This window comes from Gordonia sp. B8661-1, from assembly GCF_059427765.1.
The window spans coordinates 265,413-282,263 of record NZ_JCAHRL010000005.1 but is presented as its reverse complement, the minus strand read 5'-3'; the positions used below and the strand labels follow the sequence as shown (position 1 = coordinate 282,263).

11 protein-coding genes and 1 pseudogene are annotated in these 16,851 nt (G+C 66.8%); 7 read left to right on the top strand and 5 right to left on the bottom strand.

The window, feature by feature from the left end; translation table 11 throughout:
• Positions 1-53: 53 nt before the first annotated feature.
• Positions 54-1,520 (bottom strand): dihydrolipoyl dehydrogenase family protein, encoded by a 1,467-nt coding sequence (locus AC4JJG_RS13090; protein ID WP_495401435.1) that lies wholly within the window; start codon positions 1,518-1,520, stop codon positions 54-56.
• Positions 1,521-1,909: 389 nt separating this feature from the next.
• Here AC4JJG_RS13090 and AC4JJG_RS13085 point away from each other — a divergent pair, with 389 nt between their 5' ends.
• Positions 1,910-3,904 (top strand): M13 family metallopeptidase, encoded by a 1,995-nt coding sequence (locus AC4JJG_RS13085; protein ID WP_495401436.1) that lies wholly within the window; start codon positions 1,910-1,912, stop codon positions 3,902-3,904.
• 207 nt (positions 3,905-4,111) lie between these two features.
• Here AC4JJG_RS13085 and AC4JJG_RS13080 read toward each other — a convergent pair whose 3' ends face one another.
• Entirely contained in the window at positions 4,112-5,239 is a 1,128-nt protein-coding gene (locus AC4JJG_RS13080) for an NDMA-dependent alcohol dehydrogenase (protein ID WP_495401437.1), read from the bottom strand.
• Between the two features lie 167 nt (positions 5,240-5,406).
• Here AC4JJG_RS13080 and AC4JJG_RS13075 point away from each other — a divergent pair, with 167 nt between their 5' ends.
• The 3 genes from AC4JJG_RS13075 (at position 5,407) to AC4JJG_RS13065 (ending at position 9,879) form a co-directional block, all read left to right on the top strand.
• On the top strand, positions 5,407-7,497 hold the full coding sequence (locus AC4JJG_RS13075) for an MMPL family transporter (RefSeq protein ID WP_495401438.1): 2,091 nt from the start codon (positions 5,407-5,409) through the stop codon (positions 7,495-7,497).
• 143 nt (positions 7,498-7,640) lie between these two features.
• A complete protein-coding gene (locus tag AC4JJG_RS13070) occupies positions 7,641-8,615 on the top strand; it encodes a R2-like ligand-binding oxidase (protein WP_495401439.1) in 975 nt (324 codons plus the stop codon).
• 403 nt (positions 8,616-9,018) lie between these two features.
• The gene (locus AC4JJG_RS13065; RefSeq protein ID WP_495401440.1) at positions 9,019-9,879 is read left to right on the top strand and encodes an alpha/beta fold hydrolase; all 861 of its coding nucleotides are present in this window, start codon (positions 9,019-9,021) and stop codon (positions 9,877-9,879) included.
• Positions 9,880-9,948: 69 nt separating this feature from the next.
• Here AC4JJG_RS13065 and AC4JJG_RS13060 read toward each other — a convergent pair whose 3' ends face one another.
• Entirely contained in the window at positions 9,949-10,632 is a 684-nt protein-coding gene (locus AC4JJG_RS13060) for a slipin family protein (RefSeq protein WP_495401441.1), read from the bottom strand.
• Positions 10,633-11,088: 456 nt separating this feature from the next.
• Between AC4JJG_RS13060 and AC4JJG_RS13055 the strand changes: the two are divergent.
• Positions 11,089-11,589, top strand: a pseudogene (locus AC4JJG_RS13055) (type IV toxin-antitoxin system AbiEi family antitoxin); the annotation flags it as partial.
• A 172-nt stretch (positions 11,590-11,761) separates the two neighbouring features.
• Positions 11,762-11,917, top strand: coding sequence for a hypothetical protein (locus AC4JJG_RS13050; RefSeq protein WP_495401692.1), 156 nt, complete (start codon positions 11,762-11,764; stop codon positions 11,915-11,917).
• A gap of 127 nt (positions 11,918-12,044) precedes the next feature.
• Here the strand turns inward: AC4JJG_RS13050 and AC4JJG_RS13045 are convergent, their stop codons facing one another.
• Both AC4JJG_RS13045 and AC4JJG_RS13040 read right to left on the bottom strand, forming a co-directional pair.
• Entirely contained in the window at positions 12,045-14,240 is a 2,196-nt protein-coding gene (locus AC4JJG_RS13045; RefSeq protein WP_495401442.1) for a 3-hydroxyacyl-CoA dehydrogenase NAD-binding domain-containing protein, read from the bottom strand.
• A gap of 38 nt (positions 14,241-14,278) precedes the next feature.
• On the bottom strand, positions 14,279-15,490 hold the full coding sequence (locus AC4JJG_RS13040) for an acetyl-CoA C-acetyltransferase (protein ID WP_495401443.1): 1,212 nt from the start codon (positions 15,488-15,490) through the stop codon (positions 14,279-14,281).
• A 128-nt stretch (positions 15,491-15,618) separates the two neighbouring features.
• On the opposite strand from AC4JJG_RS13040, the gene AC4JJG_RS13035 reads away from it, so the two are divergent.
• A complete protein-coding gene (locus AC4JJG_RS13035) occupies positions 15,619-16,815 on the top strand; it encodes a TetR/AcrR family transcriptional regulator (RefSeq protein WP_495401444.1) in 1,197 nt (398 codons plus the stop codon).
• Positions 16,816-16,851 lie beyond the last annotated feature (36 nt).

Here is a 16,851-nt window from a genome sequence, read left to right as displayed (position 1 = left end):
CCCCCCGGATCCATGCCGCGATCGCGACCGACACAGCCTATCAAGGCCTGTGTTCAAACGGACACACCCCGTCGATTTTCGAGCAGACGCAACCACACCTCACTGACCGTCGGATATGCCGGCACCGCATGCCAAAGTCGTTGCAGCGGCACAGAGCCGACGATGGCGATGGTGGCCGAGTGAATCAGTTCGGCGGTGTTCGCGCCGACAAAGGTCGCGCCGACGACCGTGGCACGGTCCCGGTCCAGCACCAGCTTCGCGTGCCCCCGATAATCCGGGCCGAGCAGATAGGACCCCGCCACCGCGATGTCGGTCTCGGTGACCTCGACGTCGATACCCGCATCACGGGCCTGCCGCTCGGTCTTCCCGACGGCGCACGCCTCGGGCCGCGTGAAGACGACCTGCGGGACGGCATCATGGTCGGCGGTCGCGAGATATCGCGGATCGTCGAGCGACCGACCCTCCGCCCGTGCGGCGATCACGTCCCCCGCGACGCGCGCCTGATACTTGCCCATATGGGTCACCGGCGCCCGTCCGTTCGCGTCGCCGACCGCGTACAGCCAGGTCGAGCCGTCCACCCCGAGATGATCGTCGGTGGGCAGGGAACCATGGTCGTCGGTGGGCAGTTCGTATCCGTCGGCCAGGTCGTCGGTGGCCGGCCTGCGGCCCGCGGCCACCAGGATCTCGTCGACCACCAGTTCCCGATCCGCATCCCCATCGGTGGAGATGCGGACCTCCGCCGGACCGCCGTGGATGCGGCCGTAACCGGTATCGGCCGCCTCCGGCCGGGACACCGCGCTCACCTGGGCACCGAAGAGCACCTCGACACCCCGCTCACGCAACGCGTCGGCGACATGCTGTCCGGCGAAGGGTTCCATGCTTGCCAGCAGCGACGAACCGCGCACCACCATCGTCAGTTCCCGCACGCCCGCGTCGGCGAGCCAGGTGGCCGCCTCGCAGGCCACCACCCCACCGCCGACGATCACCATCCGCTCGGGCACCTCGACGAGGTTCGTCACGTCGCGCGAGGTCCACGGGATCGCGTCGCGGATCTCCGGCGGCACCTGTGCGACGCCGCCCGTCGCGATCACCACGGCATGCCGCGCCCGCACGATCTCGTCACCGACGGCGACGGCCCGCTCACCGACGATCCGGCCCCGTCCGCGCAGCACGTCGATCCCCGCCTTCTCCGCCCAGGAGACCTGCGACGCGTCGTCACGACCCCCGGTCACGGTGTCCCGCCAGGCCAGCAGCGAGGGCAGGTCGGGACCGGTGTCGCGGAGCCGCTCGCCCGCACCGGGGAGTGCGGCGGCAGCGGCGAGTGCCGCCCCCGGACCGAGCAGCGCCTTGCTCGGCATGCAGGCCCAGTACGAACATTCGCCGCCGACGAGTTCGTCCTCGATGATGACCGCGGTCCGGTCGCTCCCGGCGATCGCGTACTGGGCGGCGTTCTCGCCGGCCGGTCCACCGCCGATCACCACGACGTCGTAGGTCCGGTCGGAATCGCTGGTGGAGGTCATATGCCACGGTAACCACCGTCCGTCACCGATGGCGGTCTCGATACGCGGCGGGCTCGCTGCGCTCGCTCGTCGCTACTCGACCATCGAGAGCATCTCCGCCGATCAAGTAGCCACCGAGCCGCCCCACCCGCCGATCGAGCAACCACCCAACCACCAGACAACGAACCCCACCCGCCGATCGAGCAACCACCCAACCACCAGACGACGAACCCCACCCGCTGATCGAGTAGCCACCGAGCCGCCACGCGAGGAGCCCCACCCGCCGATCGAGTAGCCACCGAGCCGCCACGCGAGGAGCCCCACCCGCCGATCGAGTAGCCACCGAGCCGCCAGGCGAGGAGGCGTATCGAGATCAATCGCACCTGACGGATCCGGATTCCGGTGCCAGGATGGAGGTCGTGACCGCATCACCGACTGACATCCCCGCATCCTCCGGTATCGATCTCGACTGGGTCGACGACGGCGTCCGCGTCCAGGACGACCTGTTCGCCCATGTCAACGGCAAGTGGCTGGCCGATCATGTGATCCCCGACGACCGTTCGGTGGACGGCTCCTTCCTGGTCCTCCGCGACCGGGCCGAGGAGAACGTCCGCGACATCATCACCGCGGCCGCGCAGTCCGACGCCGCCAGCGGCACCGATGAGCAGAAGATCGGCGACCTGTACGCCTCCTTCATGGACACCGATCACATCGAGGCGCTCGGCATCGGACCGATCCGCGCCGAACTCGACACGATCGGGGCGATCACCTCGGCGAGCGAGTTCGCGGCCGCCCTCGGCAGGCTGGAACGCCACGGCACCAGCGGGCTCTTCGGTGTGTACGTGGACACCGACGCGCGCCGGTCCGACCGCTACCTGGTCCACCTGGTGCAGGGCGGCCTCGGGCTGCCCGACGAGTCGTACTACCGCGAGGAGAAGCACGCCGAGACCCGCGACGCCTACCGCGCGCACGTCGAGCGGATCTTCGCGCTCGCCGGGTACGAGGATGCCGCCGACCGCGCCGCCACCATTCTGGATCTGGAGACCGCACTGGCGTCTCATCACTGGGACGTGGTCCGGCGCCGCGACGCGGAACTCACCTACAACCTGCGGACGATTGACGAATTCACCTCGGAGGCAACCGGGTTCGACGTCCATGCATGGCTGGGCGGCCTGGGTACCACCGCGGACACCTTCGCCGAGCTGGTCGTCGGGCAGCCGTCCTTCGTGGAAGGAGCCTCCGCGCTCGTCGCCTCGCGCCCGCTCGACGACTGGAAGACCTGGCTGGCGTGGCAGCTCCTGCATTCGGCGGCGCCCTACCTGTCCGCCGACTTCGTCGACGAGAACTTCGACTTCTACGGGCGCACCCTGACCGGCGCCCCGAGCATCCGGGACCGCTGGAAGCGCGGGGTCGGCTTCGTGGAGGGCGCGATGGGTTTCGCCGTCGGCAAACTCTATGTGGCCAAACACTTTCCGCCGGACGCCAAGGCGCGCATGGACGAACTGATCGACAACCTGGTCGCCGCTTACCGCCGCAACATCTCCGAGCTGGAGTGGATGACTCCGGCCACCCGGGAGAAGGCACTCACCAAACTGGAGAAGTTCACGCCGAAGATCGGCTATCCGGCGACCTGGCGTGATTACGGCACGCTGACCGTCGACCGCGGGGATCTCATCGGGAACGTCGCGCGCGCGTCGGCTTTCGAGCAGGATCGGGAGTTCGCGAAGATCGGCGGACCGGTGGACCACGACGAGTGGTTCATGACCCCGCAGACCGTGAACGCCTATTACAACCCGGGCATGAACGAGATCGTGTTCCCGGCCGCGATCCTGCAGCCGCCGTTCTTCGATCCCGACGCCGACGACGCCGCCAACTACGGTGGCATCGGCGCGGTCATCGGCCACGAGATCGGCCACGGGTTCGACGATCAGGGCGCCAAGTACGACGGCGACGGCAACCTCATCGACTGGTGGACCGACGAGGACCGCACCGAATTCTCCTCGCGCACACGCAAACTGATCGACCAGTACAACGAGTTCACTCCGGTGGGCCTCGATGCCGAACACAAGGTCAACGGTGAGTTCACCATCGGCGAGAACATCGGCGACCTCGGCGGGCTGTCGATCGCGCTGGTGGCCTACGAACTGGCCCAGGCCGGCGAGGAACCGCCGGTGATCGACGGCCTCACCGGTACCCAGCGGGTCTTCTTCAGCTGGGCGCAGATCTGGCGCACCAAGACCCGTGACGCCGAGGCCATCCGCAGGCTCTCCATCGATCCGCACTCGCCGCCGGAGTTCCGCTGCAACGGCGTGGTCCGCAACGTCGACGCCTTCTACACCGCGTTCGACGTTGCCGACGGCGACGACCTGTACCTGGAACCCGCACAGCGCGTACGGATCTGGTGATCTCGATACGGCGCCTCGCTGCGCTCGGAGCCTACTCGATCAGCGGGACTTCCCCGCCGGTCGAATCGCCTCCGTTCGACCTGCTGCTGGCCGAATCCCCGCCGGTCGAGTAGCGGCGCAGGAGCGCAGCGAGTCCGCCGCGTATCGAGACCCACACTAGAATCACGTGAGAGCGCGGCCGACCGGGTCACCCGGTCGGCCGCGGGCTCAGTAATCCTCGTCGGTGTACACGATCATGCCGCGGATGTTCTTGCCCGCGAGCATGTCGTCGTAGGCTTCGTTGATCTGGTCCAGGCGGTAGGTCTTGGTCACCAGATCATCGAGGTTGAGTGTGCCGGAACGATATTCGTTGAGCAGCGTGGGCACCTGGGTGCGCGGGCTGGCACCGCCGAAGATGGCACCCTGAATGCGCTTCTGCAGCAGCGTCAACTCGAACAGGCTCACCTGTGCGTCGAGGTCGTCGAAACGACCCATGCCGACGGCCAGCACCTGTCCGCCCTTGCCGGTCAACGAGAGTGCCGGGGCGAGCATCGAGCCGTCGATCTCCCCCACGGTGATGATCGTGGTGTTGGCCATGCGGCCCCAGGTGAGTTCGCCGATCGCGGGCAGTGCCTCCTCCATCGACGAGAAGGTATGGGTCGCACCGAGTTTCTTCGCCATGTCCAGCTTGAACGGCACCGGATCGATCGCCACCACGTGGCGGGCTCCGGCCGCGGCCGCGCCCTGCACCGCATTGATGCCGACGCCGCCGATGCCCACGATGATCACGGTGTCGCCCGCGTGGGTGCCCCCGATCTCCACCGCCGAGCCCCAACCCGTCGCGACACCGCACCCGAGAAGTGCCGCGGTCTGCAGCGGTATGTCGTCCTCGATCTTGACCACCGACGCCTGATTGACGGTGATATACGGCGAGAACGTACCGAGCAGGCACATCTGGGTCAGCGGTTCGCCCTGCGCGGTCGTCGCGCGATAGGTGTCGTCGGCGATCGCCAGCCCGGTCAGCAGGCGGGCGCCCTCGTCGCAGATGTTCTGCTGTCCGCGCGAACAGGGTTCGCACACACCGCATGCCGGGATGAAGGCGGTGACGACGTGGTCGCCCTCCTTGAGCCGGGTCACCCCGGGCCCCACCTTGTGCACCACACCGGCGCCTTCGTGTCCACCGAGCATCGGGAACGGTGTGGGGCTCGCACCGGTGCGCAGGTGATGATCGGAGTGGCAGAGTCCCGAACTGACGAGTTTGACCTGAACCTCACCGGCGACCGGATCCCCGACTTCGATGTCCTCAATAAGCCAATCGCCGTTGATCTCCCGGAGAATCGCGCCCTTGGTCTTCATGCGTGATGCCTTTCCCTCGACTCGTTGCATCCACGCTCATGTTCGTCCGGGCACCCGGGTTTCGTAGTCGAATCGCAATATATCCCTGCACGGATCCGCCATCCGGTCGTTCGGTCTCCGAAGGGTCGGCCTCCGCGACGACCGGCCCGGCATGAAACGATGTCCGAATGGCGAAGTTCACCACGGAAAAGTCGGGTAAACGGCGAACCCTTCGATGGCTGGTCCCGGCGCTCCTGGTGATCGGCTGGCTCGCGCTCGGCGGTGTCACCGGCCCGTTCGCCGGCAAGCTGGCGAGCGTCTCCAGCGATGACAGCAGCACCTTCCTGCCGGCATCCGCGGAATCGACGAAGGTCGGCGACGTTCTCGGCGACTTCTCCGACACCTCGACCGTGCCCGCCATCGTGATCGCCGAGCGGACCGACGGAATCCAGGAATCCGATCTGACCTTCCTCCGCGACGCCGTGACCCCGCTGGCCGGCACACCCGGTTTCGGTGAGGCGTTCTCTCCTCCGCTGCCGTCGGAGGATCGTCAGGCCGCGCAGATGTTCGTCCCGATCTCCACCGACGGCGAACCCGGGGACAGCGTCGAGAAACTCCGCGAGGCGTTGTCCTCGCCGCCGGACGGTCTCGAGGTGAAGGTCACCGGACCGGCCGGTCAGATCGCCGATCTCGGCGAAGCGTTCGCAGGCATCGACGGCATCCTGCTACTGGTCGCCGCGCTCGTGGTGGTCATGATCCTGATCGTCGTCTACCGGAGTCCGATCCTGCCGTTCGTGGTCCTCATCTCGTCGGTCTTCGCCCTCGGGGTCGCATCCGGCCTGGTGTACTTCCTGGCGAAGAACGACGTCCTGGAACTCAACGGCCAGAGTCAGGGCATCCTGTTCATCCTGGTCTTCGGTGCCGCGACCGACTACGCGCTCCTCCTGGTCTCCCGCTTCCGCGAGGACCTCACCCGCACCGACGACAAATACGAGGCCATCCGCACGGCGTGGCGCGCGACGATCGAACCGGTGCTCGCATCGGCGGGCACAGTCATCGCCGGTGTGCTGTGTCTGCTGCTGTCCGACCTGAACTCCAACAAGAGCCTGGGACCGGTCGCGGCCATCGGCATCGTGGCGTCCTTCCTCGCCTCGATGACCTTCCTGCCGGCTGCCCTCGCCCTCATCGGCCGTAACGCGTTCTGGCCGCTGCGGCCTCCGCACCCGACGGCCGACAACCCGACCGACACCGTCGACGGTGCGCACCGCATCTGGCACGCGATCGCCGACAAGGTGGCCGCGCGGCCGCGGGCGATCTGGGTCGGCACTCTGGTGGTACTGCTCATCGGCGCGGCCTTCGCCCCGACGTTCAAGTCCGACGGCATCGCCGAGACGGACTTCTTCATGGGGACCGTCGAGTCGGTCGAGGGCGCCGACATCCAGGCCAAGCACTACGACGCCGGCACCGGTACGCCGACGTGGATCATCGCCGATGCGGATCGCGGCGAGCAGGTGCTGGCCCAGGTGTCCGGGACACCGGGCGTCGCATCCGCGGAACTGACCGAGCGTGACAACGCCCCGCTGGTCGTCGACGGCCGGGTGGCGGTGCAGGCGACCCTGTCCGACGGAGCCGACTCGCTGGCCGCCCAGGACACCGTCGAACGCATCCGGGACCGTGTCCACGGCATCGAGGGCGCCGACGCCATGGTCGGCGGCGCCACCGCCACCGACCTGGACACCCGCATCACCGCGCAGCACGACCGGAACCTGATCATCCCGGTGGTGCTGGTCGTGGTCCTGATCGCGCTGATCCTGCTGCTCCGCAGCCTCGTCGCACCGATCCTGCTGCTCGCCACCACCGTGCTGTCCTTCGGGACCACGCTCGGTATCGCCGCGCTGGTGTTCAACGGACCGTTCGACTTCCCGGGTGCCGACCCGGTGGTGCCGCTGTTCGCCTTCGTGTTCCTGGTGGCGCTGGGCATCGACTACAACATCTTCCTGATGTCGAGAGTGCGAGAGGAGGCGCTCGTCCACGGCACGCGGGCGGGCATGATCCGTGGCCTCACCGCCACCGGCGGCGTCATCACGTCCGCGGGTGTGGTGCTCGCCGCGACCTTCGCGGCGCTGGCGGTGATCCCGCTGTTGTTCCTCGCGCAGATCGCCTTCCTCGTGTCCGTCGGTGTCCTCATCGACGCACTCATCGTGCGCACCCTGCTCGTCCCGGCGCTCACCATGGACATCGGCAAACGCATTTGGTGGCCGAGTTCGTTGTCGCGCTGAGGTTTTCGCCTTTCGGGGCGTAGGTTTCCAGGCCGATCCCGACTTCCGTCTTCCTGAGAGTTCCCGCTAATTCAGGGCATTCGGCCTCACACGGGGTTAGCCTGGGCCAAAGTACCTCCGAGAGCAGTGAGCTGGTGGTCCCCATGACCCTCGCCGAAGACCGGACGCAATCCGGCAACGCCGCACACAGTCGCGCAGACTTCAGTTCGCTGCGCCCGAACGGACTCAACTGGGACTCGTTTCCGTTGCGGCTCTTCACAAAAGGCAACGCTCGATTCTGGGATCCGACCGCCATCGACTTCCGGCAGGACGCACAGGACTGGGAGGAGATCACCTCCGAGCAACGCCGCAGCGCCACCTACCTGGTGAGCCAGTTCATCGCGGGCGAGGAGGCCGTCACCCAGGACATCCAGCCATTCATGGGCGCGATGGCCGCCGAGGGCCGCTTCGGCGACGAGATGTATCTCAGCCAATTCTGTTTCGAGGAAGCCAAACACACCCAGGTGTTCCGGCTCTGGATGGACGCGGTCGGCCTCACCGACGATCTGCAGTCCTACGTCGCCGACAATCCCTACTACCGGCAGCTCTTCTACGAGGAACTGCCCGGCTCGCTGCACGCACTCGACACGGATCCGTCGCCGCGCAACCAGATACGCGCCAGCGTCACCTACAACCATGTCGTCGAGGGCAGTCTCGCGCTCACCGGCTATCACGCCTGGCAGACGGTGTGTTCGCGGTTCGGGATCTTCCCGGGCATGCAGAAACTCATCCGGTTCATCGGCAACGACGAGCGCAGGCATATGGCCTGGGGCACCTTCACCTGCCGCAGGCACGTGGCGGCCGACGACGCGCTCTGGCCTGCGGTCACCGAACGGATGGAAGAGTTGATGCCGCTCGCGCTCGGGATGATCAGCTGGGTCAACGAGCAGTTCGACGAGCAGCCCTTCGGCCTCGACAACAGCGAATTCCTCACCTATGCCGCCGATCGCGCGCAACGCAGGCTGTCCGCCATCGAATCCGCACGCGGACGGTCCGTCGCCGAGATCGACCTCGACTATTCGCCGGAGACCCTCGAGGACAAATTCGGTGAGGAGGATCTCGCGGCACTCGGCAACTGAGTCGTGCGCATCGGATCTCGATACGCTGCCTCGCTGCGCTCGGCTGCTACTCGATCAGCGGATGGTCGAGTAACCCCCGAACGCGCCATCCCGCTGGTCGAGTAACCCGCGAACGCAGCATCTCGCTGGTCGAGTAACCCCCGAACGCGCCATCCCGCTGGTCGAGTAACCCGCCAGCGTGCCGTCTCGCTGGTCGAGTAACCCCCGAACGTGCCATCTCGCTGGTCGAGTCACCCGCAAGCGTGCCATCTCGCTGGTCGAGTCACCCGCAAGCGTGCCATCTCGCTGGTCGAGTCACCCGCGAGCGCAGCATCTCGCTGGTCGAGTAGCCCGCGAGCGCAGCGAGCGCGCGTATCGAGACCGACGCTGGCACCAAAGTAGAACGCGTTCTAATATTGCGGACGTGGATGTCTCCTTCGACGCGACCAGACGCGAACTGACCACCGACAAAGGCACGCTGCGCTATCACGAGGCAGGCGATCCCGACGCCCCGCCGCTGATCCTGCTCCACGGCTCCGGCCCCGGCGTCACCGGATGGCGCAATTACCGCGGCAACCTGGGCTTCTTCGCGCAGACCCATCATTGCTACGTCCTGGAATTCCCGGGATTCGGCGTGAGCGATGCCTGGGACGGCATCCCGGTGTTGAACGCGGGCAAGTCGGTCATCGCCTTCATGGATGCGCTGGGCATCGACTCGGCACCGATGATCGGCAACTCGATGGGTGGGGTCGTCGGCATCAACCTCGCCATCAACAAACCCGACCGCGTGGCGAAACTCGTCACGATCGGCGGGGTCGGACCGAATGTCTTCAGCCCGAGCCCGAGCGAGGGTCTGCGCCTACTGCAGGAATTCGCCGATGAGCCCGATCGCGAGAAGCTGATCCGCTGGCTCAACGGCATGGTCTACAACCGCGAACTGGTCACCGACGAACTCATCGCGGAGCGTTGGGAGGCCGCGATGAATCCCGACGCGCTGGCGACCGGCCGCGCCATGTACGGGTCGGCGGCCTTCGCGATGCAGCAACAGTTCACCACCGGCCCCGATGCGCCGCCGCCCTACTGGGCGTCGATGCACAAGATCACCTGTCCGGTGCTGCTGACCTGGGGCCGCGACGACCGTGTCAGCCCACCCGACATGGCGATGGTCCCGATGCGTCTCATCCCCGATGCCGAACTGCACATCTTTCCGAAGTGCGGGCACTGGGTGATGATCGAGGCCAAGGAGGCCTTCGAGTCGACCGTCGCCGCGTTCCTCGCACGCTGATCGTCGGGCGCTCACGTTTTCCGCTCCCGCGACAGGTTTTACCCTGAGCGGGAACGGAAAACGTGTGCGTCAGTGCGCCTCGGTGGAGATGCCGGTGTCGCCCACCGCCAGCACCACCTTGGTGCCGTAGGGCGCGGCCTCGACGATGCGCAGCTGCGCCAGCGCCGGATGCGCGTCCAGCAGCCGGCCCGCATTGGCGAGCGCCCGCAGCGCGGCCGTCTCGGCGCGCGCCGCTTCCAGCTTCGCGCGTCCGCGGGTCGCGGCGGTCGCCGCCTCGACCGCGGCCGCACGCAGTTCGCCGGGCATGATGACGTCCTTCACCAGCACGTCGAACACCTCGATGCCCACTCCGTCGCCGGTCCGCGCGGCGGCATCCCGGATCGGTGCGACGTCGAGCGCGTCACCACGGCCGATCAGATCGTCGGCGGAGAGCTCGGCACACACCTTCCGCAGCGCGACCTGTGCGGCCAGGTAGACCATCGCGATGGGATCCGCGGACTTCTCGGTGAAGGCCTCCGCGTCGACGACGGCGAGGCGCATCACCATCGAGACACGCACCGGGATCACGTCGGAGGTCAGCACCTCCTGCGGCGACACCTGGATCAGGCGCTCCCGCATGTCGACGACGATCCGGCCGTCGTCGACCCGGAGCTTGTGGACGCCCGGCCGGAGTACCCGATCGAGCGAGCCGTCCCGGTACGCGAGCAACACGTGACCGGGTTCGACGACGAACTTCTGGCGGAACAGGGACATGACGGGCCTCCTTTCGTTGCGTCAATGCGCGACATGTCATTTAGGAATTTCGGTATTCGATTATGCGGCAACGGTATTCGCTGATCACTGGAACACCGCCCGCGGGCGGACCGCACGGTGGGATCGCCTCGTCGAGCGTCGGCGATCGCTGGACCGTCCGTGTCCGGGCTCCCGGGGGCGGTGTCATCAATGCAGAGAGGAGTCGAACCTCGGGCCGTAGCCGTTACCAGGAAGTGGACCGAAGTACCACGCGCAGAACATGATCGCGGTACCCCGCAACCGGCTGCTCTTCGGCCCGACGCAGAACCTTGCCACCCGCCCGAGTACCACGCAACGCATTTTCGCCTCCCGCTCACCATTTCCGTTCACGCTCATCCGGCAGGCTGAGCGTCTTCGAAACGTGTGAGCACGAACCAAGGGGGTGAACCGGTGCGGCGTGGGGTGCGTCCAATTCTCATGCGCTACCCCACCGACCATTTCGGATTGATCCGCCGCGACGCGGCACTGGCACGTGACATCTCCGACGATCACCTCGCCGCTGCTGTCCGCTCGGGCGACCTGATACGCCTGGCCCCCGGTGTCTTCGTCGCGGCGGACGACTCCTTCGGCACACCTCACGGTGCGGACGCCCTGTACCGGCTGCGTTCGATCGCTACCGCGACGTCCGAGCTCGTCGCAGGCGCCGCCATGCCGCTGAGCCACGTTTCGGCGGCAGCACTGCACGGGCTGCCGTTGCTCAAACCCGACCGATCTCGCGTGCACGTGACGACCGGCAGGGGAGGCGGTGGATCTGTTCGCGCGCAACGCCATATCCACGGTGCGGTCCTCGCGCCCGACGACATCACCATCGTCGACCATATTGCGATCACCAGTCCGGCTCGCACAGCTGTAGATGTCGCGACGATGGGCGATTTCGCGCAGGCGTTGACTGCGTTCGACGCGGCCTTGCGGTCCGGCGCCGACCGCGAGGAGATGGCCGAGATCCTGAAGATCCGGCGACGAAAGGGGATTCGGGCTGCTCTGCTGCGGCACCAAGGAGTACCACACGGACTTCGACTGGGATGGACTCCTGATCGGAGAGTTCGACGGTCTACACAAGTACGGTCGCCTCCGGCGGTCCGGCGAATCCGTGGCGGACGCGATCATTCGCGAGAAAGTCCGGGAGCACGATCTGCGCGCACTGGGACCGCTGTTCGTCCGATGGCAGTGGGGCACACTTGAGCGGCACGAACTGCCGGGCATCCTGCGCCCACGCCTGACTCAGCTGGGGCTGATCGCCGCGTGAGCCATCATGTCGCTCACCCATTTCGGAAACGCTCACCCAGACGGGTGAGCGTCACCGAATTGGGTGAGCGACAAACAGCAAACCCCCGACCGCACGGGGCGGCCGGGGGTCTGACTGGTGTTACGGGTTACTTGCCGATGGTCTCGTTGGTCAGCTTGCCACCCTTGGCGGCGAGGTCGACCAGCGACTGCGGCGGCTCGAAGTGCTTGCCGTACTTCGAGGCCAGCTCACGGGCACGGTCGACGAAGCCCTGGACGCCACCCTCGTACTGGTTGACGTACTGGGCGACACCACCGGTCCACGCAGGGAAGCCGATGCCGAAGATCGAGCCGATGTTGGCGTCCTCGACGGAGGTGAGCACACCCTCGTCGAAGCACTTCACGGTCTCGAGCGCCTCGGCGAAGAGCATGCGCTCCTGCATGTCCTCGAACGGGATCTCCGTCGAACCGGACTTGAAGTGCTCACGCAGGCCCGGCCACAGCTGGGTGCGCTTGCCGTTCTCGTCGTAGTCGTAGAAGCCCTTGCCGTCCTTCTTGGCGGTGCGTCCGTTGTCGACCATCCAGTCGACGACGGCGAAGGAACCGTGCTCCGGGTACTCCTTGCCCTCGGCCTTGGCCGCTGCCTCGGTCTCCTTGCGGATCTTCTGCGGCAGGGTCAGGGTCAGCTCGTCCATGAGCTGCAGCGGCGCGGCCGGGTAGCCGGCCTGGGTGCCCGCATGCTCGATGAACGCCGGCTCGATGCCCTCGCCGACGGCCGCGATGGCCTCGTTGACGAAGGTGCCGATGACACGGCTGGTGAAGAACCCACGGCTGTCGTTGACGACGATCGGGGTCTTGCGGATCTGCAGGGTGTAGTCGATGACCTTCGCCAGCGTGGCGTCGGAGGTCTTCTCGCCCTTGATGATCTCCACCAGCGGCATCTTGTCGACGGGGCTGAAGAAGTGGATGCCGATGAAGTCCTCGGAGCGCTTGACGCCCTCGGCGAGGATGGTGATCGGCAGCGTCGAGGTGTTCGAACCGAGGATGGCGTCGGGCTCGACGATGTCCTCGATTTCCTGGAACACCTTGTGCTTCACCTCGACCGACTCGAAGGCGGCCTCGATGACCAGGTCGACACCCTTGAAGTCGGCGGCGTCGACGGTCGGGTGGATGCGGGCGAGCAGAGCGTCGCTCTTCTCCTTGGTGGTCTTGCCACGCGAGAGGGCCTTCTCCTCGAGCTTCTCGGAGTAGGCCTTGCCCTTCTTGGCGGCGTCGAGGTCGATGTCCTTGAGGACGACCTCCATACCGGCCTTCGCCGAGACGTAGGCGATGGCCGCGCCCATCATGCCCGCGCCGATGACGCCGACCTTCTTGGCGGTGTACTTGTCGTAGCCCTCGGGCCGCGAGCCGCCACCGTTGATGTGCTGCAGGTCGAAGAAGAACGCCTTGATCATGTTCTGCGCGACCTGACCGGTCACCAGCGACACGAAGTAGCGGGTCTCGACGATGTCGGCGGTGTCGACGTCGACGTAGGCGCCCTCGACGGCCGCGGCCAGGATGGCGCGCGGTGCGGGCATGTTGGCACCCTTGATCTGCTTGCGCAGGATCGCGGGCAGCGCAGGCAGATTCGCCGCGAACGCCGGGTTGGTGGGTGCGCCGCCGGGGATCTTGTAGCCCTTGACGTCCCACGGCTGCTGCGCCTCGGGGTTGGCCTTGATCCACGCCTTGGCGGCCGGTACCAGTTCCTCGACCGAGCCGACGACCTCATCGACGACGCCGGTCTCCTTGGCCTTGGTCGGGTTCATCCGCTGGCCCTGCAGCAGCACGTTCATCAGAGCGTTCTGGATGCCGAGCAGGCGGACGGTACGCACCACGCCGCCGCCACCGGGCAGCAGGCCGAGGGTGACCTCGGGCAGACCGATCTGGCTGCCCTTCACGTCCGCGGCGATGCGGTGATGGGTGTGCAGCGCGATCTCCAGGCCACCGCCGAGGGCGGCACCGTTGATGGCCGCGACGACCGGCTTGCCGAGGGTCTCCAGACGGCGCAGCACGGCCTTCATGCCGTTGGCGCTGTTGGTGATCTCGGTGGCGATCTCTTCCTTGGACTTGTCGCCGGCACCGCTGGTCATGTCCTTGAGGTCACCACCGGCGAAGAAGGTCTTCTTCGCGGAGGTCAGCACGACACCGGTGATGTCGTCCTTCTCGGCCTCCAGGCGGTCGACGGTGGCCTCCATCGACGTGCGGTAGAGGTCGTTCATGGTGTTGGCGCCCTGGTTGGGGTCGTCCATGGTGAGAACGACGATCCCGTCGCCGTCCTTCTCCCAGTTGATCATGTTGTCGCTCATGGTCTTTGTGCGAATTCTTTCTGTGAGGACGAAGGGGGTCAGAGACGTTCGATGACGGTCGCGACGCCCATGCCGCCACCGATACACAGGGTGACCAGGCCGTAGCGGCCACCGGTGCGCTCGAGCTCGTCGAGGGCGGTGCCGAAGATCATCGCGCCGGTCGCACCCAGCGGGTGGCCCATGGCGATGGCGCCACCGTTGATGTTGACCTTCTCGTGCGGGATGTTCAGGTCCTTCATCCACTTCATGACGACCGACGCGAACGCCTCGTTCAGCTCGAAGACGTCGATGTCGTCGACGGTCAGACCGGCCTTCTTGAGCGCCAGCTCGGTGGCCGGGGTCGGACCGGTGAGCATGATGGTGGGCTCGGAACCGATCTCGGCGAAGCTCACGATGCGGCCGCGCGGGGTCAGGCCGTTACGCTTGCCCGCCTCCTCGCTGCCGATGAGCACCAGGCCGGAGCCGTCCACGATGCCGGAGCTGTTGCCGCCGGTGTGCACGTGGTTGATCTTCTCGACCGAGTGGTACTTCTGCAGCGCGACGTCGTCGAAGCCGGCCATCTCGGCCATCGCGGCGAACGCGGGCTTCAGCTTGCCGAGGCCCTCGACGGTGCTGCCCGGACGACGGTGCTCGTCGTGGTCGAGCACGATGACGCCGTTGATGTCGCGGACCGGGACCACGGACTTGGTGAAATAGCCGGAGGTCCAGGCCTTCTCGGCACGGTTCTGTGACTCGACGGCGTAGGCGTCGACGTCCTCGCGGGAGAAGCCCTCCATGGTGGCGATCAGGTCGGCACCGATGCCCTGCGGGACGATGTAGTTGTCGTAGGCGGTTGCCGGGTCGGTGAAGAGCGCACCGCCGTCGCTGCCCATCGGCACGCGCGACATGGACTCGACACCACCGGCGAGCACCAGGTCGTCGAAGCCGGACGCGACCTTGGCCGCAGCCAGGTTGGTGGCCTCCAGACCGGACGCGCAGAAACGGTTGATCTGGGTACCGGGGACGCTCTCGGGCAGTCCGCTGTTGAGAGCCGCGGTGCGGGCGATGACCGCACCCTGCTCACCCACGGGCGACACGACGCCGAGAACCACGTCGTTGATGTCGGCCGGGTCGAGGCCGCCGTGACGGGCCAGGACCTCGTCGATCAGACCCGAGACCAGGTCGACCGGCTTGACGCTGTGCAGCGCTCCGCCGCGCTGCTTGCCACGAGGCGTACGGATCGCCTCGTAGATGAATGCTTGATCAGCCACCTTGGGTGTTCCTTTCGCATGAACCACTACGGTTACCCCACGAGGCTAACGCGGAATAACTTGTTTGGCCATACCCGGAGGTCAACCAATGTCGACAAGTGTGAAATATGCGCTATCGTCGGTTCACCATGCCTGCCTCGAAGCCATCTCGGCGCTCTCGCCCGGCCGACCGTAAGGGTCAGCTGGTGACGCATGCCGCCGGGCTGTTCGCCGACCGCGGATATCCCCAGGTCTCGGTGGCCGATATCGCACGCGCGGCCGGGGTCACGGCCCCCTCGGTGTACCGCCATTTCGCCGACAAGCAGTCCCTGCTGTCGGCCGCGGTCCTCGCGGCCGTCGACGACCTCGAAACGTGCACCGACCGTGCGCTGGGCGACGCCGACGCGCCCGCCGACGCGGCCGGACGCCCGCCGAACACCGATCTGATCGCGGAACTGTGCGCGCTGGGTGTTTATCGCCCGCAATCGACCTCGCTCTGGCGATGGGCCAGCCAGCATCTGAGTCCCGAGCAGAACCGGGAGGTGGTCCTGCGGACCCGGCAGATCCTGCACCGCTGGGCCCACGCCCTGGCCTTGGGCACCGACCTCAGCGAACGGGAGGCCGTCCAGTTGGCGTGGGCGGTGATGAGCGTGGTGGGCAGTCTGTCGGTGCACAACACGCGGATCTCCACCGCCCGCGCGCTCGAGGAGATGGAGGTCCTGATCCGGCGGGTGATCGCCCTGCACCCGCTGTCGGCTCCCCCGCTGCCGCCGACTCCGGCCACACTGACCGGGTCGCCGTCCCGGCGGGACGAGATCCTCGACGCCGCATCGACGTTGTTCGCGGCCCGCGGGTATTCGGGGGTCGGCATGGACGACATCGGCGCCGCGGTCGGCATCACCGGCCCCAGCGTCTACAAACACTTCGCGTCCAAGCAGGCCATCCTCGCCGGCATCAGCCAGCGCAGTGGCACACGTCTGGAGGCCGGGGTGATGGCCGTCTACGCGACGACCAGCGATCCGGCGAAACTTCTTGCCCTGCTGGTGGATTCGTATGTACACATCATCACCGCGACGCCCGACCTTTCGGTCGCGTTCAACAACGCCTATGCCCTTGCGGGACAGGATGTCTCGACCGGACTGCTCGACGTCCAGCGCCGCTATGTCGCCCGCTGGATCGACCTCCTCATGCAGGTGCATCCCACACAGAGCCGGGAGAGCGCGGCCGTCACGGTCCACGCGGCGTTGAGCGTCGTCAACGACGCGGTGCGCATGGGCCGCGGTTCCACCCGTCCCGACTTCTCGGCGCGGATGGCCTATCTGATGAAGGGCGTCCTGGGCATCTGACCGGACCACTATGCTTGGGCCGGAAGTTCTTCGACG